Source organism: Shewanella sp. SM69 (assembly GCF_025653985.1).
In the GTDB taxonomy this organism is placed as follows: domain Bacteria; phylum Pseudomonadota; class Gammaproteobacteria; order Enterobacterales; family Shewanellaceae; genus Shewanella; species Shewanella oncorhynchi.
Map to the genome: position 1 here is coordinate 123151 of NZ_JAKKRV010000010.1, position 26974 is coordinate 150124.

Annotated in this window: 23 protein-coding genes and 4 tRNA genes; all 27 read left to right on the top strand. The window is 45.5% G+C overall.

What is annotated here, in order from left to right:
• Nucleotides 1-102: 102 nt before the first annotated feature.
• Nucleotides 103-648 (top strand): oligoribonuclease, encoded by a 546-nt coding sequence (gene orn, locus L5M37_RS14605; protein ID WP_131523968.1) that lies wholly within the window; start codon nt 103-105, stop codon nt 646-648.
• A 190-nt stretch (nt 649-838) separates the two neighbouring features.
• A tRNA-Gly gene (locus L5M37_RS14610) sits at nt 839-914 on the top strand.
• Nucleotides 915-956: 42 nt separating this feature from the next.
• Nucleotides 957-1032: transfer RNA gene (locus L5M37_RS14615), tRNA-Gly, on the top strand.
• 42 nt (nt 1033-1074) lie between these two features.
• Nucleotides 1075-1150: transfer RNA gene (locus tag L5M37_RS14620), tRNA-Gly, on the top strand.
• A gap of 42 nt (nt 1151-1192) precedes the next feature.
• Nucleotides 1193-1268: transfer RNA gene (locus L5M37_RS14625), tRNA-Gly, on the top strand.
• A gap of 787 nt (nt 1269-2055) precedes the next feature.
• The gene (locus L5M37_RS14630) at nt 2056-2511 is read left to right on the top strand and encodes a hypothetical protein (RefSeq protein ID WP_028761762.1); all 456 of its coding nucleotides are present in this window, start codon (nt 2056-2058) and stop codon (nt 2509-2511) included.
• Between the two features lie 267 nt (nt 2512-2778).
• Nucleotides 2779-4263: an NAD(P)H-hydrate dehydratase gene (locus L5M37_RS14635; RefSeq protein WP_263200963.1), complete on the top strand. Its 1485-nt coding sequence runs from the start codon at nt 2779-2781 to the stop codon at nt 4261-4263.
• Between the two features lie 102 nt (nt 4264-4365).
• Nucleotides 4366-4824, top strand: a complete 459-nt coding sequence (gene tsaE / locus L5M37_RS14640) for a tRNA (adenosine(37)-N6)-threonylcarbamoyltransferase complex ATPase subunit type 1 TsaE (RefSeq protein ID WP_028761764.1) — start codon at nt 4366-4368, stop codon at nt 4822-4824.
• A gap of 8 nt (nt 4825-4832) precedes the next feature.
• Nucleotides 4833-6290, top strand: coding sequence for an N-acetylmuramoyl-L-alanine amidase (locus L5M37_RS14645; protein ID WP_028761765.1), 1458 nt, complete (start codon nt 4833-4835; stop codon nt 6288-6290).
• 13 nt (nt 6291-6303) lie between these two features.
• Nucleotides 6304-8217, top strand: coding sequence for a DNA mismatch repair endonuclease MutL (mutL, locus tag L5M37_RS14650; protein ID WP_411569071.1), 1914 nt, complete (start codon nt 6304-6306; stop codon nt 8215-8217).
• Entirely contained in the window at nt 8210-9136 is a 927-nt protein-coding gene (miaA, locus tag L5M37_RS14655; RefSeq protein WP_263200968.1) for a tRNA (adenosine(37)-N6)-dimethylallyltransferase MiaA, read from the top strand. Before mutL ends, miaA begins: the two co-directional genes overlap by 8 nt.
• A 92-nt stretch (nt 9137-9228) precedes the next feature.
• Entirely contained in the window at nt 9229-9501 is a 273-nt protein-coding gene (gene hfq, locus L5M37_RS14660; RefSeq protein ID WP_006084207.1) for an RNA chaperone Hfq, read from the top strand.
• A 23-nt stretch (nt 9502-9524) separates the two neighbouring features.
• On the top strand, nt 9525-10832 hold the full coding sequence (gene hflX, locus L5M37_RS14665; protein ID WP_028761769.1) for a ribosome rescue GTPase HflX: 1308 nt from the start codon (nt 9525-9527) through the stop codon (nt 10830-10832).
• A 36-nt stretch (nt 10833-10868) separates the two neighbouring features.
• Nucleotides 10869-12008 (top strand): FtsH protease activity modulator HflK, encoded by a 1140-nt coding sequence (gene hflK, locus L5M37_RS14670; protein WP_028761770.1) that lies wholly within the window; start codon nt 10869-10871, stop codon nt 12006-12008.
• Nucleotides 12009-12011: 3 nt separating this feature from the next.
• Complete coding sequence (gene hflC / locus L5M37_RS14675; protein ID WP_113939145.1) at nt 12012-12905, top strand: protease modulator HflC; 894 nt, start codon at nt 12012-12014, stop codon at nt 12903-12905.
• Nucleotides 12906-13275: 370 nt separating this feature from the next.
• A complete protein-coding gene (petA, locus tag L5M37_RS14680) occupies nt 13276-13866 on the top strand; it encodes a ubiquinol-cytochrome c reductase iron-sulfur subunit (protein ID WP_006080059.1) in 591 nt (196 codons plus the stop codon).
• Nucleotides 13866-15080, top strand: coding sequence for a cytochrome b (locus L5M37_RS14685; RefSeq protein ID WP_105250274.1), 1215 nt, complete (start codon nt 13866-13868; stop codon nt 15078-15080). Before petA ends, L5M37_RS14685 begins: the two co-directional genes overlap by 1 nt.
• A complete protein-coding gene (locus L5M37_RS14690; protein ID WP_263200969.1) occupies nt 15080-15775 on the top strand; it encodes a cytochrome c1 in 696 nt (231 codons plus the stop codon). The genes L5M37_RS14685 and L5M37_RS14690 overlap by 1 nt, the downstream gene beginning before the upstream one ends.
• Before the next feature lie 96 nt (nt 15776-15871).
• Entirely contained in the window at nt 15872-16501 is a 630-nt protein-coding gene (sspA, locus tag L5M37_RS14695) for a stringent starvation protein SspA (RefSeq protein ID WP_006080065.1), read from the top strand.
• A complete protein-coding gene (locus tag L5M37_RS14700; protein ID WP_105250272.1) occupies nt 16501-16938 on the top strand; it encodes a ClpXP protease specificity-enhancing factor in 438 nt (145 codons plus the stop codon). Before sspA ends, L5M37_RS14700 begins: the two co-directional genes overlap by 1 nt.
• 178 nt (nt 16939-17116) lie before the next feature.
• The gene (locus L5M37_RS14705; protein WP_263200971.1) at nt 17117-17701 is read left to right on the top strand and encodes an anthranilate synthase component II; all 585 of its coding nucleotides are present in this window, start codon (nt 17117-17119) and stop codon (nt 17699-17701) included.
• A gap of 179 nt (nt 17702-17880) precedes the next feature.
• Nucleotides 17881-20361 (top strand): prolyl oligopeptidase family serine peptidase, encoded by a 2481-nt coding sequence (locus L5M37_RS14710; RefSeq protein WP_263200973.1) that lies wholly within the window; start codon nt 17881-17883, stop codon nt 20359-20361.
• A gap of 205 nt (nt 20362-20566) precedes the next feature.
• Nucleotides 20567-21712 (top strand): HDOD domain-containing protein, encoded by a 1146-nt coding sequence (locus tag L5M37_RS14715; RefSeq protein WP_263192090.1) that lies wholly within the window; start codon nt 20567-20569, stop codon nt 21710-21712.
• A 54-nt stretch (nt 21713-21766) separates the two neighbouring features.
• The gene (locus L5M37_RS14720) at nt 21767-22678 is read left to right on the top strand and encodes an alpha/beta hydrolase (RefSeq protein ID WP_263200974.1); all 912 of its coding nucleotides are present in this window, start codon (nt 21767-21769) and stop codon (nt 22676-22678) included.
• A 308-nt stretch (nt 22679-22986) separates the two neighbouring features.
• Complete coding sequence (locus L5M37_RS14725) at nt 22987-24204, top strand: aspartate aminotransferase family protein (protein ID WP_105250267.1); 1218 nt, start codon at nt 22987-22989, stop codon at nt 24202-24204.
• A gap of 127 nt (nt 24205-24331) precedes the next feature.
• Nucleotides 24332-25351 (top strand): arginine N-succinyltransferase, encoded by a 1020-nt coding sequence (gene astA, locus L5M37_RS14730; RefSeq protein ID WP_263200976.1) that lies wholly within the window; start codon nt 24332-24334, stop codon nt 25349-25351.
• 9 nt (nt 25352-25360) lie between these two features.
• On the top strand, nt 25361-26821 hold the full coding sequence (astD, locus tag L5M37_RS14735) for a succinylglutamate-semialdehyde dehydrogenase (RefSeq protein ID WP_263200978.1): 1461 nt from the start codon (nt 25361-25363) through the stop codon (nt 26819-26821).
• Nucleotides 26822-26974 lie beyond the last annotated feature (153 nt).

The following is a 26974-nucleotide window of genomic DNA, read 5'->3' on the forward strand; positions in this document are numbered from 1 at the left end:
TCGTCAATTAGGTGATTTTTTGTGTTGGAAAAAAGCAGTATGATACACGCTCTTGAATAAAAAAGCCTGAATTTAGGCTAACTGACACGATAAGGCTGATTTATGACGGCAGATGTAAATAATCTCATTTGGATCGATTTGGAAATGACAGGGTTAGAGCCCGACGTCGACAGGATCATTGAAATTGCCACTTTAGTGACAGATCAAGAACTCAATATTATCGGTCAAGGTCCGGTTATCGCGATTCATCAGTCAGATGATGTGCTGGCCGCTATGGATGATTGGAATCAAAAGCACCATGGTGAGTCAGGGTTGATTGACCGCGTTCGTGCTAGCCAAGAAACCGAAGCGCAAGCCGTGGCTAAGACGATTGCCTTCTTAGAACAGTATGTTCCTAAGGGCGCCTCTCCAATGTGTGGTAACAGCATTGGTCAAGATAGACGCTTTTTAAATCGTTATATGCGCGAGCTGGAAGATTATTTCCACTACCGCAATGTGGATGTCAGTACGATTAAAGAGCTAGTGAAGCGTTGGAGCCCAGAAACCATGGATGGCTTTAAGAAGCAAAATACTCACCAAGCCCTGCAGGATATCCAAGAGTCGATCGCTGAATTGCAGTATTATCGCAGCAAAGTATTTAAAATTTGACCGATCAGTAGATAAATATGCAAGAAGGGGTTGCAGCCGCATGAATTTTTCATATAATGCGGCCTCAACTTTTTGATGCGAACAGAGATGTACGGTCATTTAGATTGAATGCGGTATTAGCTCAGTTGATAAAGGTTGATAGGCGATACCTTTGTTAATGTTGAAGGCAAGTGTAGCAGCGATACAAAAGGCGACATTAGCTCAGTTGGTAGAGCGATACCTTGCCAAGGTATAGGTCATCGGTTCGAACCCGATATGTCGCTCCAAATTAAAATTTAGTGATTTGCCAAGTCATTAATACAGATTATGCGACATTAGCTCAGTTGGTAGAGCGATACCTTGCCAAGGTATAGGTCATCGGTTCGAACCCGATATGTCGCTCCAAATTAAAACTTAGTGATTTACCAAATCATTAATACAGATTATGCGACATTAGCTCAGTTGGTAGAGCGATACCTTGCCAAGGTATAGGTCATCGGTTCGAACCCGATATGTCGCTCCAAATTAAAACTTAGTGATTTACCAAATCATTAATACAGATCATGCGACATTAGCTCAGTTGGTAGAGCGATACCTTGCCAAGGTATAGGTCATCGGTTCGAACCCGATATGTCGCTCCAATTTCCTAAATATTCCACTATCAGATTACTCAATTGACATTAGCTCAGTTGCGGACTTGATATGGCTATACCTTCTTTTTTGCCAAGGTATAGGTCATCGGTTCGAACCGCTCTTGAACAAAATCATGTCGCTCCAATTTCCTAAATATTCCACTATCAGATTACTCAATTGGGATTAGCTCAGTTGCGGACTTGATATGGCGATACCTTCTTTTTTGCCAAGGTATAGGTTATCGGTTCAAACCGCTCTTGATCAAAATCATGTCGCTCCAATTTCAATAAATCCCCCAAAAACTACTTTAGCTAAGATCATTTCAATCGTGTAGCTCATATTGCTATTACTTACAATGCTTAGCCGTTGACTAAGGCATAGATCATTGCTCGAATCTCTCCCTATCAAAATCATTTCGCTGTACTTCCGTTAAACTCTCTAACAATGACTTTTTCGTGTCATTCCCTCAATTGGCTCATCTATATTTGTCTTGATTCACTGCCATCTACCTCAAGCACTCTATCTCAGATTCACCATGCACAACCAAAGACTTACGAATATCCTTTGGGAAAAGTACGTTGAGATCTCTTTTGGCTTTTCTCTTTTATACAAAACAGTGTGATAGGATTTAGATGCGTGATCTATAGCGTGTTTCTTCAAGTTTTCCTAAATTAGATAGCTGCGTGAAAGTTAAATTATGACCTTGTTCAAATATTCGTAACGCTTTTACTCACATAATGGAATTAGACAAAATTAATAGCGCCAAGTAGTTGGCCTGACAATGGAGTGCATTATATGCGTATTCAACAATTACGTGATCTACTCGAGTATGTGGCAAATTGCCGCTTAGATATGGCGCAACTCTATGGCCGACTCAACAATCAAGCTGACTCGGCTCGTGTGAAAATGATGTTGGAGTATTTTGAATCACATCAAAAAACCATGGCAGAAAAACTGCGTGATTATATGGATGAAGCACCACATCGTATTCTTGATACTTGGTATAAAGACTTCACTTTTGAAGACTTTACTAAGCGTTGCCAAGATACTATGTTGCCCGCAAACATGAATGAAGATGATGTGCTCAACTTACATTTAGACCTAGAAAATCGTCTGATTGGTTTGTTAGAAAAAACAGTTAACTCAACCACGGCGGAAGATGCGCGCAATGCGTTAGCCAATTTGATCCGAGTAGAGAAAACTCAGCAGCAACGTTTAGTCCATAGTACGATTCGGATGGACGATATCTAAACCGTCATGTCTTCTCGAATCTCAAAGCCAGCCCAGTGCTGGCTTTGGTTTTTATGTCGACTTTGTATAGGCCACTTTTACTCTACTTTGCTCCATTTGGGCGGGTTTCTGCGCCTGAACTGATTTACGTCATAATTTCTCGCTGCTTTTTTTGCTACTTTCTTGATCTATTGGCTGATTTTTATTGGCTTGCTCAATTCTGCCAAGACTTCTATGGTGAGATTACTCATTGTGAAATGGAGTCATTGGTGTCTAAGGAGATCCTTCATGGCACAAGATCTATCGCAATTTCCCAAAGCGCTATACACCCAAACACAAGTTCGCGAAGCGGAACTGAGTGCAGTGTCTCAGGGAGTATCTAGTCTCTATGAATTGGTCGAGCATGCTGGCGCGGCGGCTTTTGAGTGTTTAGCGAAACATAGCTCCAAAGTCTTACCTGTGTTAATTCTTGCTGGCAGCGGTAACAATGGTGCCGATGCCTTAGTGTGCGCTCGTCTAGCCCGTGCCAGTGGTATGGACGTTTCTGTGATGATGACGCCAGCGGCAGGCACGCCTGAGTGTCAGCAAGCATTGACCCATTATCTTGCTGAAGGTGGAAAATTACTGCCGTTAGAGGTTGAACCTATTCTCGCTGCGAAAATCATAGTCGATGGTCTGTTAGGTACGGGTGTACGTGATGCTGTGCGCGACGATATGGCTAAATATATCCGTGCCATCAATGACAATTCGGCTTGGGTATTGAGCCTTGATTTACCCTCTGGAGTCATTGCTGATACAGGCGCCGTAGTAGGTGTTGCTGTGATGGCGGATATCACCTTATGTTTTGGTGGTGTAAAGCAAGGTGTGTTAACGGGTAAGGCGCGGCATTACAGTGGCGAGCTTGAATTTGCAGATTTAGGATTAACGCCTTTCTTTGCTGAAGCGAGCGCACAAAGAGTTGGAAGAGAGACTCTTAAGGACTATTTTGCCGCCCGAGCACGGGATAGCCATAAAGGCCAATCGGGAAAAGTCACTGTCATCGGCGGTGATATAGGCATGGCTGGGGCTGTGAGACTGGCAAGTGAGGCTTGCCTACGTGCAGGCGCGGGATTAGTCACGGTGATCAGTCGACCTGAGCATCAACTGACGGTGAATGTCTCCCGTCCTGAACTGATGTTTTGGGGTTGTGATTTAGTCGATATGGAAGTGTATCTGCGCCTTGGTTGGGCGCAGGTTATCGTGCTTGGCCCTGGTTTAGGTAAGCATGACTGGGGGTATAATTTGTTTAAAGCCGTGGGCTTGAGCGATAAGCCTTGTGTTTTAGATGCCGATGCGTTGAATCTGCTCAGTAATGAACCAAGGCGCCAAGCGAATTGGGTACTAACACCACATCCGGGCGAGGCCGCGCGTTTACTTGGTTGTACCGTGGTCGATATTGAACTGGATAGATTTGCCGCTGTTCGCGCTATACAGCAAAAGTACGGCGGCGTTGTATTGCTAAAGGGCGCAGGAACGGTCATTTTTGATGGTCAGCAAATGGTAGTTGCACCAGTCGGCAACCCTGGGCTTGCCAGTGGTGGGTGTGGCGATGTGTTATCTGGTATTATAGGCGCGCTCATGGCTCAGGGAATGGATAATATGCAGGCAACTGTGCTTGGCGTAGTCGTACATGGTTGCGCCGCTGATCTTGCGGCAATACAGGGAGAACGGGGTATGTTAGCGAGCGATTTAATGCCTTTTATTCGCCAATTAGTGAATAGTGATTTACTCTAGGCGGAATGTGAGACTCAAGCGGGGCTGGACTTTGTTATGTGCCCTGTGCCTTTTTAGGATTGAGTCGCTTCTCCATCAATAATAGCAGTGATATAAGCGGATATGACAGAGTTAACTTTTTTCTTAGACAACGAAGACGACACTATTGCGGTTGGGCAAAAATTAGCCCGCCATGTCCAAGCGCCTTTGACTCTGTATCTTACGGGTGATTTAGGAGCCGGTAAAACGACGCTGAGTCGTGGCTTAATTCAGGGATTGGGCCATAAAGGTGCCGTTAAAAGCCCGACTTACACTTTAGTTGAACCTTATGAGTTAGAAGGTGTCGAAGTTTATCATTTTGATTTGTATCGTTTAAACGATCCAGAAGAACTCGAGTTTATGGGGATCCGTGATTACTTTACGGATAAGAGTCTGTGCATTGTTGAATGGCCAGATAAGGGAGAGGGTTTACTGCCCGCTGCCGATGTCCATATGCATTTAAGTTATCAAAATAGTGGGCGAGAAATACGCATAGAGGCCTTGTCTGAGCCAGGTGAAAAGTTATTAAAAGCGATAAAATAAAAACTAAAATGATAAAAAATAACCCGTATTTTCAAATTATTATTCTTTCTTTATGTTCTTTTTTCTCTGTGGTGGCCCATGCTGCTAATCAGTTAGAAAGCGTACGTATTTGGGCCGCGCCTGAGTCAACTCGAATCGTGTTTGACTTGAGTGGAGTGCCTGATTACACCTATTTCTCTTTAGATGGCCCTAATCGTTTAGTGGTGGATTTAAAAAAGACCACTGCTAAAGTTGTGCTTAAAAATCTTGAAAACAACAGTAAGTTAGTTAAGGGCGTACGGATCAGTAAGTCACCGACTAAAGGTGATTTGCGCTTAGTGATCGATCTCGTAAAACCATTGAATGCAAGCTTGTTTTCTTTGCCTGTTACTGCGCCCTATGGCAATCGTTTAGTGGTTGATTTAGAAGATAAAACGTTAACTACGGCAACGGCTATCGTGTCATCTACACCCGTCAAAACTGTCACCCAAGCGGCGCAATCATCCCGCGATATTGTCATTGCTATTGATGCGGGTCATGGTGGCGACGATCCTGGCTCCATTGGTCCTTCTGGTGTTTATGAAAAAAAGGTCGCCCTAGAAATCGCCAGACGTGTTTCCAGCAAAATCAATGACACGCCAGGCATGCGTGCTGTGATGATCCGTACTGGTGATTATTTTGTGAATTTAAATAAACGCTCTGAACTGGCGCGTAACAGTAAGGCAGATCTGCTGATTTCTATCCATGCGGATGCCTTTACCTCGCCCAATCCACGTGGCGCCTCCGTATGGGTGCTATCAATGCGTCGTGCTAATAGTGAAATTGGTCGTTGGTTAGAGCAAAAAGAGAAACACTCTGAGTTGCTGGGCGGCGCGGGTGAGATTATTCAAAACACGGATAATGAACAGTATTTGGCTATGACGCTGCTCGATATGTCAATGAACAGTTCGATGGCAATTGGCCATTCTGTTGCGGGGGATATTTTAAAAGATTTAGGTGGCGTGACTCAATTGCATAAAAGTCGCCCTGAGTCCGCGAGTTTAGCCGTGCTGAAGTCACCGGATATTCCTTCAATCTTGGTTGAAACGGGCTTTATTTCAAACCCTAAAGAAGAGCGTTTACTGTCGAGTAGTCGCCATCAAGAGAGCATTGCCAATGCTATTTATAAGGGGGTGAGCCGTTACTATCACAACAATCCGCCAGCGGATACTTTGCTTGCCCAAAGAAGGGGAGGAAGCTCTAGCAGTGCTAAGCCGGCCAAAACCACAGCAAAAGCATCAGCAGAAAGAACGCCAACTGAAAGAACACCTACAGCCTATGTTGGCGATGCGGTATCGACAAAGGTTAAACATAAGGTCCGTCGCGGAGAATCTTTATCTGCAATCGCGCAACGTTACAGTGTGCCAATGTCCAGCATCAAACAAGCGAATGGAATGAAGTCCGATGTGGTGCAGTTAGGGCAAACGCTAGTCATACCCCAGAGTTAAATAGGAAAGCATGATGGGCATTCAGATCCTGCCTCCGCAATTAGCCAACCAAATTGCGGCGGGGGAAGTGGTTGAGAGACCCGCTTCCGTAGTCAAAGAATTGGTCGAGAATAGCCTCGACGCAGGAGCGAGCCGAGTCGATATTGAAATCGACAAAGGCGGTAGCAAGCTGATTAAAATTCGCGATAACGGATCTGGCATACCTAAAGATGAACTCGCGCTAGCCTTATCGCGCCATGCGACCTCAAAGTTACACACCTTAGACGATCTTGAAGCAATCCTTAGTTTTGGTTTCCGTGGTGAAGCGCTAGCCAGTATCAGCTCAGTCTCACGTTTAACTTTAACTTCACGCACGGCTGAGCAAACCGAAGCGTGGCAAGCCCATGCTGAAGGTGCCGACATGGCAGTTAAAGTGATGCCCGCCGCGCATCCAGTAGGTTCGACGATTGAAGTGGTGGATTTATTCTTTAATACACCGGCTCGCAGACGCTTTTTAAAGAGTGACAAAACCGAATTTACCCATATAGATGAATGGTTAAAGCGCATTGCATTAGTGCGTGGGGATATCCATTTCACGCTGACGCATAACGGCAAGACAGTACGTAATTATCGTCCTGCCATGAATGAAGCCCAGTATTTACAGCGTTTGACGCAAGTGTGTGGCCGTCCATTTGCCGAGCAAGCGCTTAAGATTGAATGCCAACACGATGATTTGCGCCTCAGTGGCTATTTGCAGTCACCTTGGTCACCGGTTATCAGCGATACCCATTACTTTTATGTCAATGGACGCCTTATCCGTGATCGCTTGGTCAATCATGCAGTGCGTCAAGCCTTTGCTCAAAAAGCAGAACTTGAACAACCCGGCTACGTGCTGATGTTGGATATCGATCCCCATCAAGTGGATGTTAACGTGCATCCTGCTAAGCATGAGGTGCGATTCCATCAGAGTCGCTATGTGCATGATTATATTCTGCAAGCATTGCAATCGGCGCTGGAAGAAGCAGGAGAGCTCAACTTCGTTCACTCTAGCTCTTTGGGTGAGGTTGAAGATGTGTTTGTGGATGCCCCGATAAGCGCCACTGAAATCTCAGCCCCTTTTGTACTTGGCGCTGATTCAGCTCTAGTTAATGCGCAAACTGATACACTTGAGTCTGCTCAAGATTCAGTTCCCCCTGCCGTTCAAGTAAAGTCTCTAGTCGCAGGACGAGAAGGCGCCAGTTTTGGCACTCAAACCAATGCTTTTGGCAGCATGACAACGCCAAGGGACAGCAGCCGTGGCAGTTATTCTGCAGGTGAATCTCGACAACGTACTGAATTACCGTCAAAGGCGGCAATAGCAAGTTATGGTGCTTTACTGCAAACCCCTTCTTACAGTGTAAAAGATCAAGATTATCAGTCTGTGTTACCTATGCCATCGATATTAGATGGGCAATATTGGGTGATGACGTCGGAAGATAAACTCAGTCTATTATCAATAAAATCAGTAGCATTGGCGACGCGATGCCAAGAGATTGAAGCTAAACTAGCGACGGGGTTAATTGGTCAGCCTTTATTGATGCCAGTGTCTGTCGCGGCTGATGCGGATTGGCAGGCTGTGCTCACTGAACACGACACGCTGATCCGCCAATTAGGTTTAGAACTAACAATTCGTTACCAGCAGTTGATTATTAAAAAAGTGCCCCCATATATCAGAGAGAGCCAGTTAGCCAAAGTGATCCCTGAGTGGCTACAATCGCTACGTTTTGAAACACCTGCGCCGAGCGCATTGGCATTTTGGTTGGCAAAACACAGTTTAACGGGATTCGTTTCGGCACCAGAAGTCTGGGCAGCATTTTCGCAGTTAGCTGAAGAGAAAAAACAGCTTATTGCCAACAAAGCGATATTCTTACCTTGGCAATCGTGGCTAGAAGAGCAAGCAAGTGAATAAAGAATTACAGCCTAAAGTGTTATTTTTGATGGGGCCAACGGCCTCAGGTAAGACAGCTTTAGCATTAGAATTGGCCGAAAAGCATAACTGTGAAATCATTTCGGTCGATTCGGCATTAATTTATCGTGGTATGGACATTGGCAGTGCCAAGCCTTCAGCAGACGAACTGGCTCGCGGGCCGCACAGATTAATTGATATTCGTGATCCCAGTGAAAGCTATTCGGCAGCCGACTTTAGAGCCGATGCAATAGCCCAGATAGAAGAGATTGTCAGCATGGGGAAAACGCCAGTATTAGTTGGCGGAACCATGATGTATTTCAAAGCGTTACTCGAAGGTTTGTCACCTTTACCGAGTGCGGATGAGGCCGTTAGAGCCGAGATCCAAGCGGAGGCGGATGAAAAGGGATGGGAAGCACTGCATGACCAATTAAGGGTGATAGATCCCGTGTCGGCAGAAAGAATTCATCCTAATGATCCACAAAGACTTTCAAGAGCGCTGGAAGTCTATAGAATAAGCGGCAAGAGCATGACTGAGTTGACTCAGACCAAGTCAGCTCCCTTGCCTTATGACGTAGTGCAGTTTGCTATTGCACCGCGCGAGCGCAAAGTGTTACATGACTTAATAGCGCAACGTTTTGCGCTTATGCTCAAACAGGGCTTTATTGAGGAAGTCACAGAGCTAAAAGCCCGTGGAGACTTGCATTTAGACTTGCCTTCAATGCGTTGTGTCGGTTATCGACAGTGCTGGCAATACCTAGATGGTGAGTTTGACTATGATACTATGGTCGAAAAAGCGGTTGCTGCTACTAGGCAATTGGCTAAGCGTCAATTAACATGGTTGCGGAGTTGGCCAGAGTTGAATTGGCTTGAAAGTGGTGCTGAGGGGAATTTAGTTATACTTATGCGTCAATGCCGCTAGCTTATTAGCCCTTGCTGTATAATACTAAAACTAAACAAAAAACTATCACTGATATCGATTTATTTTATATAAATTAAAAAGGAAATAATAAAATGGCTAAGGGGCAATCTTTACAAGACCCATTTTTGAACGCATTGCGTCGCGAGCGCGTTCCTGTATCAATTTACTTGGTTAACGGCATTAAACTCCAAGGACAGGTAGAGTCGTTTGATCAATTTGTCATTCTGTTGAAAAATACAGTGAGCCAAATGGTTTATAAACACGCTATTTCTACTGTCGTGCCAGCACGCCCATTCAACGTTACTGGTCACCAAAATGCCCAAGGCGGATATGGTGCTCAAGATGATGCGCCTAGTGGCGAATAAGTATTATCTGAGGAGTTTGCTTCTTGTTTGATCGTTATGAGGCGGGAGAAACTGCGGTTCTTGTCCATATCGACTTTTCCGATGAGGAACGCCGAGAAGATTTAGTCGAGCTGCAGCTATTAGTAGAATCAGCTGGGGCAAGATCAGTCGGGGTGATTACTGGAAGTCGACGTTCACCGGATCGCAAATTTTTTGTGGGTTCTGGTAAAGCCGAAGAGTTAGCTGCATTAGTGGCGGCGACTGAAGCCAATGTGGTGATTTTTAATCATGCATTGAGTCCAGCCCAAGAGCGTAATCTTGAGCAAGTGTGTCAGTGTCGAGTGCTTGACCGTACGACACTTATTCTCGATATTTTTGCCCAAAGAGCGCGAACTCACGAAGGTAAGTTACAGGTGGAGCTAGCGCAATTGCGCCATATGTCGACTCGCCTGATCCGTGGTTGGACGCATCTTGAAAGGCAAAAGGGCGGTATTGGTTTACGTGGTCCAGGGGAAACCCAGCTCGAAACCGATAGACGTTTGCTCAGAGGACGGATTAAAAATATCAACAAACGCTTAGAGCGAGTTGATAAGCAACGTGAACAGAGTCGACGTGCACGTAAGCGTAGTGATTTGTCGACAGTTTCATTAGTCGGCTACACAAACGCGGGTAAATCAACGCTGTTTAATGCCCTAACATCATCTGATGTTTATGCTGCAGATCAGCTATTTGCCACACTCGATCCTACGCTAAGAAAGTTAGATTTACCTGATGGTGCCGTGATATTAGCGGATACTGTAGGGTTTATTCGTCATTTGCCCCATGATCTCGTTGCTGCATTTAAGGCAACCTTACAAGAGACAAGGCAAGCTGAGTTATTACTACACATAGTTGATTGTGCAGATGAAAACATGGCGGATAATTTTGATCAGGTTCAATCTGTACTGAAAGACATCCAAGCCGATGAAGTCATGCAACTCGTGGTCTGTAACAAAATCGATTTACTCGAAGATGTGACGCCAAGAATTGAATATAACGACATAGGCAAACCCGTTCGAGTTTGGGTTTCAGCACAGAAGCGTTTAGGATTTGATTTGCTATTGAAAGCCATCACTGAGCTTATTGGTGAGGTGATTAAAGAACTAACACTTAGAATTCCGGCAACTGCTGGACATTATCTTGGCCAGTTTTATCGACTGGATGCGATACAGCAGAAAGAGTACGACGATCTGGGGAACTGTATTTTGTCTGTTCGTTTATCGGACGCCGATTGGCGCCGATTAACAAAACAGAGTCAGGGTGAGTTAGAAACCTTCATCTTCGAAGATTCGATAGATGAAGCTGTTTGTTAATAATCTAATTTATTTCATCCACTTATGGAGTGCTAAATGGCTTGGAACGAGCCCGGTAACAAGGGTAATGATCCTTGGGGAAATAAAGGTGGTAACGACAAAGGACCACCGGACCTTGACGAGGTTTTTCGTAATCTTTCAAAGCGCTTTGGCGGCAAAGGAAATGGCTCAGGCCAGTCTTTTAGTTCGTTTAGCCTAATCATCATTCTTGCTGTTGCTGTAGTTGTTTGGGGACTTTCGGGTTTTTATACAATTAAAGAAGCTGAGCGTGGTGTGGCACTGCGATTTGGTAAACACGCTGGCGAAATTGGCCCTGGACTTCATTGGAAAGCCACATTTATCGACCAAATTTATCCCGTCGACATTCAATCGGTTCGCTCTATTCCTGCGTCTGGTAGCATGCTGACATCCGATGAAAACGTCGTGAAAGTTGAGCTTGATGTTCAGTATCGTATTTTAGATGCTTACTCATATCTATTTAGTGCCGTCGATGCGAACGCCAGTTTGCGTGAAGCGACTGACAGTGCACTGCGTTATGTCATTGGACATAACAAGATGGATGATATTCTGACTACGGGCCGTGATGCTATTCGTCGCGATACGTGGAAAGAGTTAGAGCGCATTCTTGAACCGTACAAATTGGGTCTTGCTGTTGTTGACGTTAACTTCTTACCGGCACGTCCGCCAGAAGAAGTGAAAGACGCCTTCGATGATGCGATTTCTGCCCAAGAAGATGAACAACGTTTTATTCGTGAAGCTGAAGCTTATGCCCGTGAAATTGAACCAAAAGCTCGTGGTGAAGTTGAACGTATGGCGCAACAAGCGAATGCTTACAAAGAGCGTGAAGTCTTAGAAGCTCGCGGTAAAGTGGCTCGTTTTGAGTTGTTATTACCAGAGTATCAAGCTGCGCCTGAAGTGACTCGTAAGCGTTTGTATCTTGATACAATGCAGCAAGTGATGACAGATACGAATAAAGTGCTGATTGATGCTAAGAACAACGGCAACTTAATGTACCTACCGCTAGATAAGTTAATTCAGCAGAAGCCTGCGACAAATGAGCTGGAAGCTAAGCCACAGCAAAATGTTAATTCTTCATCTGTATCAACGACTCGCGCGAATGAGCCTTTGAGTGGACGTCCATCCCGCGATGATCGTACTCGCCAAGGGAGGGAGTAATCCATGGGTAGATTAAGCGTTATTCTTATCGCCGTGCTCTTAGGTATTGGTTTGTCATCTTTAATGGTGGTGAATGAAGGCGAGCGCGCTATTGTGGCGCGTTTCGGTGAAATTTTAAAAGACGACGTTGACGGTAAGCAAGTCACCCGCGTCTACGGTCCAGGCCTGCACATGAAAGTGCCTGTGATCGATAAAGTAAAATTACTCGATGCCCGTATTCAGACACTCGATGGTGCAGCTGATCGTTTTGTGACTTCAGAGAAGAAAGACCTTATGGTCGATTCCTATGTGAAGTGGCGCATTATGGATTTCGAAAAATATTACCTGTCTACAAACGGTGGTATTAAGTCGAATGCAGAATCGCTATTACAACGTAAGATCAACAACGATTTACGCACAGAGTTTGGTCGTCGCACTATCAGAGAGATTGTTTCTGGTAAGCGTGATGAACTGCAAAATGATGCGTTATCCAATGCCTCAGAAAGTGCAAAAGACTTAGGTATTGAAGTTGTTGATGTGCGTGTAAAGCAAATCAATCTACCGGCTAACGTCAGTAACAGTATTTACCAGCGTATGCGTGCAGAGCGTCAAGCTGTGGCAAAAGAGCATAGAGCGCAAGGTAAAGAACAGTCTGAAATTATTCGTGCAACAATAGATGCTAATGTGACGGTGAAGATTGCCGAAGCTGAACGTAAAGCCTTAACCATTCGAGGTGAAGGGGATGCGTTAGCAGCGAAGATATATTCTGATGCTTACAACAAAGATGCTGAGTTCTTCGGTTTTGTTCGTAGCTTAGAGGCTTATCGAGCCAGCTTCTCAGGCAAGTCCGATATTATGGTGTTAGAGCCTGATAGCGAGTTCTTCAAGTATATGAAGAGCACTGCACCTAAGAAGTAATGCATTAAAAGTATTGATTTAATAGGTCCTGTTACTCAGGGCCTATTTTTTTATCTGGCGATTGTTAACTTAGTTTGAAAAGTCTGGGCTAATTTATATTAGCGATGCATGCTTTATGCCGATGTCACAGACAAGAAGCTTAAAATATGATCCAAATGAATTAAAATGGGTTAATAGTTGGGTCTTTTTTAGGCTTTTTTTAAAAAACACGCAATCTCCCTAACTTACTTGCGTGTTTTCACTATGATCTGCTTCTAATTTTTAGCTATAATGAGCCCCGCTTCAAACTTCGATTTTTGACCCTAGTGATGACTAAGGGCTGAAAGTCTTTGAAATATAAAAATTCCAACACCCTCTGGGAGATAAGTGGATGAGCAATGCGCCAGTCGATACCGGACGTCGCAGATTCCTGACAGCCGCAACCGCCGTAGTAGGTGGTGCTGGTGCCGTCGCTGTAGCGGTTCCTTTCATCAAGTCATGGAATCCGAGTGCCAAAGCGAAAGCTGCAGGTGCACCGGTCGAAGTAAATATCAGTAAAGTAGAGCCAGGTCAGCTGATCCGTGTTGAGTGGCGTGGAAAACCTGTATGGGTTGTCCGTCGCACAGATGCTGTGATCAATGAACTGCCAACACATGATGATAAGTTAAGAGATCCTGCTTCTGCTGAGATGCAGCAGCCTGATTATGCAACAAATCCTTTGCGCTCAATTAAGCCAGAGTATTTTATTGCTGTCGGTATTTGTACCCACCTCGGATGTTCACCTACTTATTTGCCAGATTCATTTGGTGAGCAAGTTGAAGGTGTCACTTCTGGTTTCTTCTGTCCATGTCATGGCTCTAAGTTCGATATGGCTGGTCGCGTTTTCCAAGGCGTACCTGCTCCATTGAACCTAGTTATCCCTCCACATCAATACGTTGATGATGGCACCGTGATTATCGGTGTAGATAAAGGAGTGGCGTAATGGTTAAGAATTTAATTAATTGGATTGATGCGCGTATCCCAATGACGGCGACTTATAACCGTCACGTGGGCCAATACGCTACGCCAACTAACTTTAACTTTTGGTATTTTTTCGGTTCGCTAGCGATGTTGGTATTGGTTAACCAATTACTGACAGGTATCTGGTTGACGATGAACTATGTACCAACAGCAGAAGGCGCATTTGCCTCTGTTGAATACATAATGCGTGATGTTGAATACGGTTGGTTGCTGCGTTATATGCACTCAACGGGTGCATCAGCCTTCTTCGTTGTGATCTATCTGCACATGTTCCGTGGTTTAATTTACGGTTCATATCAGAAGCCTAGAGAACTACTGTGGCTGTTCGGTATGTTAATTTTCCTCGTGCTGATGGCCGAAGCCTTTATGGGTTATTTGCTGCCATGGGGTCAAATGTCATATTGGGGCGCGCAGGTAATTATCTCTCTGTTCGGTGCGATTCCAGTTATTGGTGACGACTTAACCCTGTGGATCCGTGGTGACTACGTGATCTCTGGCGCAACGCTGAACCGTTTCTTTGCGTTGCACGTTATTGCTCTGCCGCTAGTATTAGTCGTACTCGTGTTTTTACACTTAATTGCGTTGCATGAAGTGGGTTCTAACAACCCTGACGGTATCGAAATTAAGAAGAACAAAGACGAAAATGGCTGGCCAGTTGACGGTATTCCATTCCACCCATATTACACTGTAAAAGACATCATGGGCGTCGCGGGCTTCCTGATAGTGTTCTGCTATGTGTTGTTCTTTATTCCTGAAGGCGGTGGTTACTTCCTTGAAAAGCCAAACTTTGAAGCGGCTAACTCGATGAAGACTCCTGAACACATTGCACCCGTTTGGTACTTCACTCCTTTTTACGCCATTTTACGTGCAGTGCCTGATAAATTGGGTGGCGTGATAATGATGGGTCTGTCGATTGCAGTACTGTTCGTATTGCCTTGGTTAGATCGCTGTAAAGTGAAGTCAGTTCGCTACCGTAGTACGCTACATAAGCTGAATATTGCCCAATTTGCTATATCTTTCATAGTATTGGGTTATTTAGGGGTAGTGCCTGCCACGCCGACCCTGACGATAGTTGCACAGGTGTTTACTTTCACTTACTTTGGTTTCTTTGTGGCGCTGTGGGTATACAGCAAGAATGAAAAAACTAAACCTGTTCCAGCGAGGTTGACACACTAATGAAAAAATTATTGATTGCATTAGTTGCCTTGTTGCCGAACTTGGCAATTGCCGCGAGCGGACACGTACATTTAGAAGATGCCAATGTTGATCTGCATGATAAAGCTTCTTTAGAACGTGGTGTGGACCTGTTCCAACATTACTGTTCTGGTTGCCATAGCACTCAGTATCAACGTTATGAACGTGTAGCAACCGATATCGGTATCTCTGCGGATGATATGCGTAATAAGTATATGTTCACCGATGCTAAAATTGGTGAGTTGATGCAAAACGCTATTCCACCTAAAGATGCTGCTAAATGGTTTGGTGCTACACCGCCAGACTTAACTTTAGTTGCTCGCGTGCGTGGTGAAGATTGGGTTTATTCCTATCTGAAAGGCTTCTATAAAGATCCAAGTCGCCCATTTGGTGTGAATAACACAGTATTCCCATCTGTTGGTATGCCACATGTACTTGAAGAGTTACAAGGCACACCAGTTAAACAAGAAGATGGCACTATTGTGGTGACTGGCGGTAAATTGAATGCGGAAGAATACGACCAAGCAGTACGTGATATCACTGGCTTCTTAGTTTATTCGGCTGAACCTGTTAAGCTAGAGCGTCAAGCTATGGGCTGGTGGGTACTCGGATTCCTATTTATATTCTTTATTGTGGCCTACCTCTTGAAGAAAGAGTATTGGAAAGATGTACACTAGGCACCAATAACGGGTAAAATGTAATATCCGCATAGTGTAAACGGGGGGCTTTGCCCCTCGTTTACTTTTGTTTTATTTCGATTCTGGAGGGTATCAATGGCTGTTGCTGCCAACAAACGCTCTATCATGACACTGTTTTCAGGTGCTGATGATCTGTATAGCCATCAAGTACGTATCGTGTTAGCTGAGAAAGGGGTTACTGTTGATGTTTTACAGGTCGACCCTAACGAAATGCCTGAGGATTTGCTCGAAGTAAATCCATATAACTCAGTGCCAACTTTGGTAGACCGTGAACTCGTTTTATACGAATCACGCATTATCATGGAATATTTGGATGAGCGTTTTCCTCATCCGCCTTTGATGCCAGTTTATCCAGTGTCTCGCGGCCAAAGCCGTTTGATGATGCATCGCATCGATACTGACTGGTATTCGCTCGTTGACCGTATCCGTAAAGGTGATCGTGTTGAAGCGGCTCGTAAAGAGTTGACTGAAAGCCTGATCGCAATTGCGCCTATCTTCGGTGAAGTGCCTTACTTCATGAGCGAAGAATTTGGTCTAGCGGATTGCTACCTTGGCCCATTGTTGTGGCGTTTACCTGTATTAGGTATTGAGCTAGATAGCCGTGTAGCTAAAGATATCAAAGCGTATATGACACGTATTTTTGAGCGTGAATCGTTTAAAGCTTCTTTAACTGAAGCCGAACGCGAAATGCGCATGGGTATGTAATGAAACCTTTGACTCCAAATCGTCCTTATTTACTAAGGGCTTACTATGATTGGTTGATGGACAACCAATTGACTCCTCACGTTGTGGTTGATGCCTTTGTTGAAGGCACTCAAGTACCGCAGCAATACGTGAAGGATGGCCAGATAGTGTTGAATATTGCTGCTGGCGCAGTGGGCAATTTGCAAATTAGCAATGAGTGTGTGGAGTTCAATGCGCGTTTTGGTGGTGTTCCTCAGCAGGTGATGTTGCCAATGGCGTCGATTGTTGCTATTTATGCCCGTGAAAACGGTGCTGGCACAGTCTTCGATATCGAAGATGCTTACCTGATGGACGATGAAGTCGATTCATCTTTATCTGTTGTTGAAACAACAGATAAAGCGTTTGAACCGACAGATGAGCCTCCTAAGCGTCGCAGTCATTTAACTGTGGTTAAATAACTGTGGTGAAATGCCCAAGTCGTTTAAAAACTAAGCCAGTCTAATGACTGGCTTTTTTGTCGCTGTATTTTATCGCCGTAATTGGTTAAACCTTAAGTACAAGGTGTGATAGCATTTGCGCCCGCATTCATCCGTTAGATATGCGTTACCTTTACCCATTTAGACCAATGGATCTTGTATGTTGCTAATGATCGATAATTACGACTCTTTCACCTTTAACTTAGTGCAGTATTTTCAGCAGCTAGGGCAAGAGATAGTGGTTAAACGTAATGATGAAATTAGCCTAGCCGACATTGAGGCGCTTGCGCCTAGTCATCTGGTGATTTCACCCGGCCCTTGCACTCCCAATGAGGCGGGAATTTCCCTTGCGGCGATTGAGCATTTTGCTGCGCGCATGCCAATCTTAGGTGTCTGTTTAGGGCATCAGGCGATGGCGCAGGTTTTTGGTGCCAATGTAGTGCGTGCCGAACGGGTGATGCACGGCAAGGTCAGCGTTATTGCGCATACAGGACAGCGGTTATTTAAGGGATTAAATCAGCCTTTAACCGTGACACGTTATCACTCGTTACTGGTTGATGCTGTGCCTGAAGGTTTTGTACTCGATGCTTGGTTTGACGATGCAATTCACGGCCGAGAAATCATGGCCATGAGCCATCAAGACTTACCGCTTTATGGGGTGCAATTTCATCCCGAATCAATTCTCACCGAGCAAGGTCTCGAACTGTTAGCCAATTTTTTAGCGCAACCGGCTGTGTCCGTATAATTTCCTCGCCTTAAAAACTCTCCACACTATCAATTTCTGTTACAAGATTTATCCTTCTTTTAAGCAAGTTTAGCGATTAACTATGCTATAACTGCCGCAAAACTACGCGAATAGGCGAAACCAGCAGATAAGTAGACTGGGTCATTTAGCCATTGCGATAACAATAAAAGGAAGGATAAATGAGAAGCGTAATGCGAAATTTGGGTTTTAGTGCGTTAGCGGTTGCCGTATTGGCAGGGTGCGCAGCGACATCGACTGAAACTGCAACTCCCGTAATAGCTCCGCCAGCATTCCAAGTTCCCTTAGCCCAACCGCCACAAGTTTCACAGGCGCTTACGCTTAATCAAATTATGGCAAATCCTGATTGGATGGGGATCTTTGCCAAAGAGGCTTACTGGAGCGACGATAGCCAAAGCGTGCTGTTTGCCCGCCAAGCGAGTGCTTCACCTCTGCGTAGCTATTATCAGCAAGGCATCAATGACAGTCGCGCCGTCGAGCTAGCTCTCGATAAGTTACATGCGGCAGATCAGCAGTTTGGTGTGTTTGACCGCACTAAGTCCCACAAGGCTTATCTGTATCAGGGCAACATTTTTGTTAAGCAATTAAGCACGGGTAAGATCAGCCAATTGACTCGCCAGCGCACCGCCATCGATGGTGTGCGTTATCTTAATAATGGCGATATTGCCTATTGGCAGGGCGACAATGTTTTCCAAATTCATCAAGATTCAGGCTTAGTCGAGCAACTTGCTGAAATTAAAATGGCGAAAGCACCAGAAGTGGTAAAAGAGCCGACGTCTTATATTGCGAAACAACAGCACAGATTGATTCAGTATGTAGCGCTGCAGCAAGAAAATGCTAAAGCTAAAGCGCAGTACCAAGATGAATTACAAAAAAACGATCCTACGCTCGCCGCCAGTACTTGGTATTTAGGCGATAGCGAAGTGGTGTCAGAGCTGAGTTTATCACCCGATGGCCGCTATATTTTAGTCGCTCTTACAGATAAAAATTACACAGGTAGCAGCGAACACGACATCATGCCTAATTACTTAGGTAGCGAAGGTTATATCGACCCAGTGCCAGTGCGCGCGCGCGTGGCTGAAGATACGCCACCAGGGCAACGTTTTGTGGTACTTGATTTAAACCAACATAAAAAAGTCGATATCACAATCGAGGGCCTTACTGGTTTTGATGAAGATGTGCTAGCCAAAGTGAAAGCTGAAAATGCTAAAGCGAAAGGCGAAACTTATCAAAGCACTAAATCGCCACGTAAAATTCAGTTGATGCAGGATTGGGGCTGGACTCAGAGTGCGATTCAATGGCATGAGTCGGAAAATAAATTAGCCCTGATGCTAGAAGCCACCGATAACAAAGATCGCTGGATCGCCAGTGTCGATCTTGCTAAGGGTAAATTTATTACCGAACATCGTTTGCATGATGATGCATGGGTGAATTACGACTATAACCAATTCGGTTGGTTACCGGATACGGATACCTTGTATTACTTGTCAGAAGAGTCCGGTTATTCGCAGCTTTATATTAAAGCTCAAGGCGAAAAGCCGCGTGCGTTAACCCAAGGCAAGTTTGTGGTGAGTGATATTACGCTGTCACCGGATGCCAATTACATCTATTACAAAGCGAACCAGAGTCACCCCGGTATTTATAATGTTCACCGCGTGAATCTTGCCACAGGTAAAAATGAGCAACTAACTCAGTGGGATGGAAACTTAGATTACAGCTTAAGCCCCGATGGCACTCAGCTATTACTCAATGCCTCACGCCGTACTCAGCCAAATGAGCTTTATGTTCAACCTATTGGCGGCGAGTTAAAGCAGCTGACGTCTTATACCAGTGATGCCTTCAAAAATTACCCATGGCAAGCGCCAGAAGTGGTAGCTGTACCTTCAAATCATGGTGCTGGCAATGTGTACGCTCGAGTTTATCTGCCGCAAGGCTATGATAAGTCCCGCGCTGAGAAATATCCTGCGGTTATTTTCAATCACGGCGCAGGTTATCTGCAGAATGCCGATTATGGTTTTAGCGGTTATTTTCGCGAGTTTATGTTCCACAACCTGCTGACTCAACAAGGTTATGTTGTGATGGACATGGATTACCGTGGCTCTAAAGGTTACGGCCGAGATTGGCGCACCGCTATTTATCGCAATATGGGTCATCCAGAAGTGGAAGACTTAAAGGATGGCGTAACGTGGATGGCGACTCATACCCATGTCGATACTAAGCGTGTCGGGACTTATGGTGGCTCTTACGGTGGATTCTTAACGTTTATGTCTTTGTTTACCGCGCCGGACTTGTTCCAAGCTGGAGCTGCATTGCGTCCTGTGGCGGACTGGGCACATTATAATGCGCCTTATACCTCTAATATCTTAAATACGCCTGATGTCGATCCTATCGCCTATGAGCGCAGCTCTCCGATTGAGCATGCCCAAGGATTAACTAAACCACTGCTTATCATGAGTGGCGTAATGGACGACAACGTTTTCTTCCAAGACAGTGTGCGTATGGTACAGCGCCTCATTGAACTGGAAAAACCAACCTTTGAAATGGCGATTTATCCTGTTGAGCCCCATGGTTTCCGTCAACCTTCTAGCTGGTTAGATGAATACCGCCGCATCTATAAGTTATTTGAACAAGAACTTAAATAATTCAGTTCGATTTCTTTTAAAGGTCTCCTAGTCGAGGCCTTTTTATTGGGTAACTGACTAGGAAATATCCGATATAACTCTTTGTTTGCGTTCTGCGACTTTGCATTATTGCTAAGATTAAGTGTATGTGCTGAAATTGTAATGATTTTGAGAGTTTGATTGTGTTGACGTCACTCGGGCATTAGCGATATAGGAAAGATTTATAGTGGCGATTTCGGTTGCGGGCGGTGTAAGACCCGGCAAAATTATAGAGATAGAACATAGACTCTATCAACAATTGATCCTCGGAAAGCAAAAAGCGAGCCCGACTCTTTTGGATGAACTCGACCTTGAATTAGAGGCCGATGCAAATAAGTTAGATGTTGAACGCGAAGCCATTTTGGTGCGTTTGATGAAACAAATTAAAGCTAAAGAAGTGTTTGAAGCCGTATCGAGCCAGTTGCATGAAACTGTCATTAACGCCATCGAGCATCAACTCGCGTCCCCTGAATCTGTTTTGGCTAAGTCAGATATCAATGAGTCGCAAATCCTCTTGTTGGAATTATTGCTGGCAAAAAATCTCGATGCAACGCGATTAAGGCCATTGATCAGTAGCTTAAATTGGTTGTGCCGCGACTTAACCAACATGGTCAACAGCCCATCTTTTCGCGCTCGCCGGTCTCAGAGCTCAGATGTGCGGGTCACTGATATCAAATTAGTGATGAATTACATCGGTATCGAAAACCTTCGCACCATTATCCCTTACTTTTGTTTGCGAAATTGGCTTCCTAGTGGCAATGCTAAGTTGTTATGGACTACCCGTAAATTATGGCGCTACAGCATAGTCAGTGGCATAGCGGCAAATGCTTTAGCTCAGCTTCATAATACTGACTCAGCCTTGGTTTATAGTAGTGCCTTACTTAATCAGTTAGGCACATCCGTTGTATTGAGTTTAAGTGCCCGTTTATTCGACCAAACATGGGGATCTTGGATAAGAGAAGCCAGTAGCAGCCGTGATAAGGAAGTGTATGATGCGGTGATTGCCACTGAGTTTCCTGCTAAGGCCGTGTTTGAACAAGTGTTAAGCCATGGCCTTAAACTTAATTGGCAATTATTAGAGTTACTTAAGTTTGAAGCGAGTCCCTTAACTCGGTTGTTAAAGGAGTTAGACCAAACCTTAAGCTATCGAGAATTGTCGCCTCAGTCGGCATTAGTCGCGCGGGCAAACTGTTATGCTAAGGTGGTATTGCTCGAAGAAATGCGTCAAATCGATCCCCAAGAAAAGCGCTTAATGTTTGATTATTATGAGTTAAATGAGCAAGAAGTACTGCGCTTAAAAGCACAAAACTATAGGAAGTTAGATCTGCTGTAATCCTCGGTCTGCTACGTAGCGCCATGATTGCGGCGTTTAAGTAGAGGAAGGGATATGCCAAGTTGGCAAGCATCTGTACTAAATACCATTTTATCCTATGTCGCTAGGCCATCCATCAGTCGTGGACAGGCCAAAATGCCCTTAGCGCAAGTGCGTGAAAAGTTGCTTGAGCTTGATAGACGTTGGCTCCCTTGGCCGGATAAGTTAGTCAGCGCTACCATCCCCTTACAACACTCAAACTTGTTACATTATGTGCTTCTCAACGAACCTTCTCGCCTTGGAAGTCTGTTTTATATCCGTGGCGGAGGCTTCTGTTTTAAAACGCCCCATGCCCATGCAAGACTGGTCGCAGATATCTGCCAGCGTTGTCAATTAGATGCTTATATTCCTGATTATCGTCTCGCTCCTGAGCATCCTTTCCCCGCGCCATTTGATGATGTGCTTGAAGCCTATAGGCGGTTAATTGAGCTGAAAGGCACGGAGAATTTGATCCTCATGGGTGACTCGGCGGGCGGCAATTTAGCCCTGAGTTTGTTGCTGGAATTAAAGCGTTTAGCCCTGCCTTTACCGACCGCCTGTATCTTGCTATCGCCCGCGTTAGACTTAGCACTTACGGGGGATACTGAGTTGATACTCGCAGCCGACGATCCCTTCTTCACCATAGAGGCATTGCTGCGCTTACGTGGCGCTTATCTTGCGGGTGCCGATCCTATGTCGGCAAAAGTGTCCCCCTTACAGGGAAACTTGGCAGACCTGCCGCCTATCTTAGTGATTGCGGGTACGCGGGAGTTATTATTACAGGATTCTGAACGTTTAGTCGCCCAAATAAAAGCCTGTGGTGGTGAGATAACGGGCTGTTTTTACCCTAACATGCCCCATGTGTTTCCCTTGTTCAATTTATTACCCGAAGCCCTTGAAGTTAGGTCGAAAATTGGCCATTTTGTGCTTTCACACTTGATTCGTTAAAATGGTGTAGTTATTCACATTCAGTGAATAGCTAGCAAAATGAGGGGTAAATAACTTTTTTTCTGACTAATTATGCTGCAAGCCACGGGCTTAACCGCTTGTATAGTTCTTAAACTGCAATCTTTATGCACTTTGGGTGGAAGTGCGTGGATTGATGTTTGTGAAAAACTGGTATTTTGATCACATTTTCGCTAATAATGGTTATTAATAGACACAAGCAATCCCAGTATCACTAACTCTAGATAAAGATACCTATGGGACTCTGACGGTGCAAGGCGCCGTTACACAAACACAAAGGACGAAGAAGAATGAGCGTTGATATGAAGTTGGACCGTGCCCAGTTTGACGCAGTGATGGTGCCTAATTATGCGCCTGCTGCCGTGATCCCTGTTCGTGGCGAAGGAAGCCGAGTTTGGGACCAAGAGGGTAACGAGTTTATCGATTTTGCTGGCGGTATTGCGGTAAATTGCTTAGGTCACTGTCATCCAGCCCTTGTGAATGCCCTTAAGACACAAGGTGAAAAATTATGGCATCTGTCAAACGTAATGACGAATGAGCCAGCCTTAGCATTAGCGACTAAATTAGTTAATAGCACGTTTGCCGACAAAGTGTATTTTGCCAACTCTGGCGCCGAAGCCAACGAAGCCGCATTAAAACTTGCCCGTCGTTATGCCTTAGAAAAACATGGCGTTGAGAAAGATGAAATCATAGCGTTCGATAAAGCTTTCCACGGCCGTACATTCTTCACCGTCAGTGTCGGTGGACAAGCTGCCTATTCCGATGGTTTTGGTCCTAAGCCGCAGAGTATTACTCACCTGCCATTTAACGATGTTGCCGCCTTAGAAGCCGCAGTAACCGATAAGACTTGCGCCATCATGCTTGAGCCGCTGCAAGGCGAGGGCGGTATTATTGATGCCGATCCTGCATTCTTGAAAGCCGTGCGTGAACTGGCTAATAAGCACAATGCACTAGTGATTTTTGATGAAGTCCAAACGGGTGTGGGCCGTACTGGTGAACTGTACGCTTACATGGGTACTGAAATCGTGCCTGACATCTTAACCACAGCTAAAGCGCTCGGTGGTGGTTTCCCTATCGCAGCTATGCTGACAACGGCTGAGATTGCCGAGCATTTAAAAGTGGGCACTCACGGTTCTACCTACGGTGGTAACCCGTTAGCCTGCGCTATCGGTAATGCTGTATTAGATGTAGTGAACACACCTGAAGTGTTAGATGGCGTAAAACATCGCGAGCAGTTATTGCGTGATGGTTTGAACAAAATCAATGAAAAATATCATGTTTTTTCAGAAGTACGCGGTAAAGGTTTACTCTTAGGGGCCGTTCTTAATGAACAATACCAAGGTCGTTCACGCGACTTTTTGGTGGCCTCTGTCGCTGAAGGCTTAATGAGCCTGATGGCGGGTGCTAACGTGGTGCGTTTTGCTCCTTCTCTGGTGATCCCTGAGGCAGATATTGCTGAAGGTCTAGCTCGTTTTGAACGTGCTGTGGCGAGCATCGCTGCCGCCTAAATGACCAAAGGAGTGCTGAATTTATTCGCACTCCTTTTTTGTCAGGGAATACTTACCTGCATCACTGCCTGTCTTTTTGAAGAGAGGTGCCTTGATGCACGGTAAGCCAAAGTGAGGAGACACTAAGATGTTAATCATACGTCCTATTCAGGCTGGTGATTTTGAGGCCTTATATCAAATTGCCGAAGAGTCTGGTCATGGTTTTACGTCATTACCTGTGAATGCGGATCTGCTCAGACATAAAATTGCTCGAGCAGAAGCCTCATTCGTCAAAGCCGTAGAGACTCCCTTCGATGAAGGTTATCTGATGGTGCTGGAAGATACCGATACCCGTGAAGTGGTGGGAACGTGCGCCATCGAAGCGGCGGTGGGAATGGAAGATGCGTTCTACCATTATCGACTCGGTACCGAAGTCTATCATTCTGAACAAATTGATGTGCGTAACGAGGTTGAAACACTCACCCTTTGCCATGACTACACTGGCGCTGCTGAGATGTGTACGCTGTTTTTGCGTGAAGCATATCGCAAGGGCAACAATGGCCGCATGTTATCCCGCAGTCGCTTTCTGTTTTTAGCTCAACATGCGAAGCGTTTTGGCGAAACTGTGATTGCCGAAATGCGCGGTGTAAGCGACGCTGAGGGGCATTCACCTTTTTATGGTTGGTTGCAAAAACACTTTTTAGGCATAGATTTTATTCAGGCGGATTATCTTTCTGGCTTAGGTAAAAAGGCATTTATGGCCGAAATGATGCCACGAAATCCTGTCTACGTTTGTCTGTTGCCTGAAGAAGCGCAGAAAGTGATTGGCGAAGTGCATACCAATACTCGTCCTGCATTAAGTCTGCTGCAGGCCGAAGGTTTTAGATGCCGCGGTTACGTGGATATTTTTGATGGTGGTCCAACGGTTGAGTGTCGTTTATCGGACATTCGCGGCGTGCGTGAAAGTCGTTTATTGACCGTCGATATTGGTGACACGGTCGAAGCCGACACTCAATTTATTATCTCAAATACCCAATTAGCCAATTACCGAGCGACGTCTGCTGCACTGGCCGTGGACGACAAATCCGAACATATCATCATTAGCCCTGAGCTGGCTGCGGGTTTGCTACTCGCAAAAGGCGATCAAATCCGTATTTTGGCAATGTAGGAATAACCAATGACACATTATATTCAAGGCCAGTGGCATGCTGGCAAAGGTCATGACGTGACCTCAATTAACCCTGCCAATGCACAATCTATTTGGACCGGTAAAACGGCCACTGCAGAACAAGTTAATGCCGCCGTTGATGCCGCGCGCGCCGCACAGTTTGATTGGTTTATGTTAGGTTTCGATGCGCGTTTAGCCATAGTTGAAGCGTATCGCACCCAACTCGAAGCCAATAAAGCGGAACTGGCTGAAACGATTGCCCAAGAAACGGGTAAACCTCAGTGGGAAACCGCGACCGAAGTCGGCGCCATGATAGGCAAAATTGCTTTATCGGCTGCGGCTTACAATAAACGTACGGGCACAGAAGCCAACGATACGCCAGCAGGACGTGCGGTTATCCGCCATAAGCCCCACGGTGTTGTGGCGGTGTTCGGTCCTTACAACTTCCCTGGTCATTTGCCGAATGGCCACATAGTCCCTGCGCTGCTGGCTGGGAATACGGTGATTTTCAAACCTTCAGAGCTCACGCCTAAAGTCGCTGAGCTGATGGTCAGCCTATGGGATAAAGCGGGTCTGCCTGCTGGCGTGCTTAACTTAGTCCAAGGTGAGGTTGATACGGGTAAGGCACTGGCTTCTCACCCGCAGCTCGATGGTCTGTTCTTTACCGGTAGCTCACGCACGGGTCATGTATTGCATCAACAATATGCGGGTCATCCTGGCAAAATTTTAGCACTTGAGATGGGAGGTAATAACCCACTGATCATCAAAGGTGTGCAGGATATTAAGGCCGCAGTGCATGATATTTTGCAGTCGGCTTATATCTCATCGGGTCAACGTTGCACTTGTGCGCGCCGTTTATATGTCGAGCAAGGCGAGCAGGGTGATGCCCTGATTGCCATGTTAGTCGATGCGGTTAAACAGATTAAAGTCGGTCCTTGGAATGCGCAGCCACAACCTTTTATGGGCTCAATGATTTCTGAAACTGCCGCTAAGGGTATGGTTGCGGCGCAGGCGAATTTGCTGAACTTGGGCGGTGTGTCTTTGGTCGAGTTGACCCATCTAGAAGCGGGTACAGGCTTAGTGTCTCCTGGCCTTATCGATGTGACAGCGATCGATGCATTGCCGGATGAAGAATACTTTGGACCTCTACTGCAGCTGGTGCGTTACAGTGATTTCGATCAAGCGATCAAATTGGCTAACCAAACGCGTTACGGCTTGTCTGCGGGATTACTTGCCGATAGCCGTGAAGATTATGACTATTTCCTCGCGCGTATTCGTGCTGGCATTGTTAACTGGAACAAACAAATCACTGGCGCATCTGGCGCGGCACCTTTTGGTGGCGTAGGGGCTTCGGGTAACCACAGAGCGAGTGCTTTCTATGCCGCCGATTACTGTGCTTATCCTGTCGCTTCGGTCGAGGCTGATGCCGTGAGTTTACCCGCGACATTAAGCCCAGGTTTGAGCTTGTAAGCGGGTAGAGATTTGACTTTTATGCGGTAAAGAATATGTGGGAAAGAGGAGGAAGGACTAATGTTCTTCCTTTTTAATAACAAGCAGTAACGTTACTTGAGTTTCTACTGTGGGTATGTGTAGACGCTACAACAGTAGCATTTAGGTCGTTAC

Bases quoted from the DNA above. Each gene is read 5' to 3' on its own strand.
- orn (WP_131523968.1), top strand. From the start codon at position 103: ATGACGGCAGATGTAAATAATCTCATTTGGATCGATTTGGAAATGACA.
- L5M37_RS14630 (WP_028761762.1), top strand. From the start codon at position 2,056: ATGCGTATTCAACAATTACGTGATCTACTCGAGTATGTGGCAAATTGC.
- L5M37_RS14635 (WP_263200963.1), top strand. From the start codon at position 2,779: ATGGCACAAGATCTATCGCAATTTCCCAAAGCGCTATACACCCAAACA.
- tsaE (WP_028761764.1), top strand. From the start codon at position 4,366: ATGACAGAGTTAACTTTTTTCTTAGACAACGAAGACGACACTATTGCG.
- L5M37_RS14645 (WP_028761765.1), top strand. From the start codon at position 4,833: ATGATAAAAAATAACCCGTATTTTCAAATTATTATTCTTTCTTTATGT.
- mutL (WP_411569071.1), top strand. From the start codon at position 6,304: ATGGGCATTCAGATCCTGCCTCCGCAATTAGCCAACCAAATTGCGGCG.
- hfq (WP_006084207.1), top strand. From the start codon at position 9,229: ATGGCTAAGGGGCAATCTTTACAAGACCCATTTTTGAACGCATTGCGT.
- hflK (WP_028761770.1), top strand. From the start codon at position 10,869: ATGGCTTGGAACGAGCCCGGTAACAAGGGTAATGATCCTTGGGGAAAT.
- hflC (WP_113939145.1), top strand. From the start codon at position 12,012: ATGGGTAGATTAAGCGTTATTCTTATCGCCGTGCTCTTAGGTATTGGT.
- petA (WP_006080059.1), top strand. From the start codon at position 13,276: ATGAGCAATGCGCCAGTCGATACCGGACGTCGCAGATTCCTGACAGCC.
- L5M37_RS14685 (WP_105250274.1), top strand. From the start codon at position 13,866: ATGGTTAAGAATTTAATTAATTGGATTGATGCGCGTATCCCAATGACG.
- L5M37_RS14690 (WP_263200969.1), top strand. From the start codon at position 15,080: ATGAAAAAATTATTGATTGCATTAGTTGCCTTGTTGCCGAACTTGGCA.
- sspA (WP_006080065.1), top strand. From the start codon at position 15,872: ATGGCTGTTGCTGCCAACAAACGCTCTATCATGACACTGTTTTCAGGT.
- L5M37_RS14700 (WP_105250272.1), top strand. From the start codon at position 16,501: ATGAAACCTTTGACTCCAAATCGTCCTTATTTACTAAGGGCTTACTAT.
- L5M37_RS14705 (WP_263200971.1), top strand. From the start codon at position 17,117: ATGTTGCTAATGATCGATAATTACGACTCTTTCACCTTTAACTTAGTG.
- L5M37_RS14710 (WP_263200973.1), top strand. From the start codon at position 17,881: ATGAGAAGCGTAATGCGAAATTTGGGTTTTAGTGCGTTAGCGGTTGCC.
- L5M37_RS14720 (WP_263200974.1), top strand. From the start codon at position 21,767: ATGCCAAGTTGGCAAGCATCTGTACTAAATACCATTTTATCCTATGTC.
- L5M37_RS14725 (WP_105250267.1), top strand. From the start codon at position 22,987: ATGAGCGTTGATATGAAGTTGGACCGTGCCCAGTTTGACGCAGTGATG.
- astA (WP_263200976.1), top strand. From the start codon at position 24,332: ATGTTAATCATACGTCCTATTCAGGCTGGTGATTTTGAGGCCTTATAT.
- astD (WP_263200978.1), top strand. From the start codon at position 25,361: ATGACACATTATATTCAAGGCCAGTGGCATGCTGGCAAAGGTCATGAC.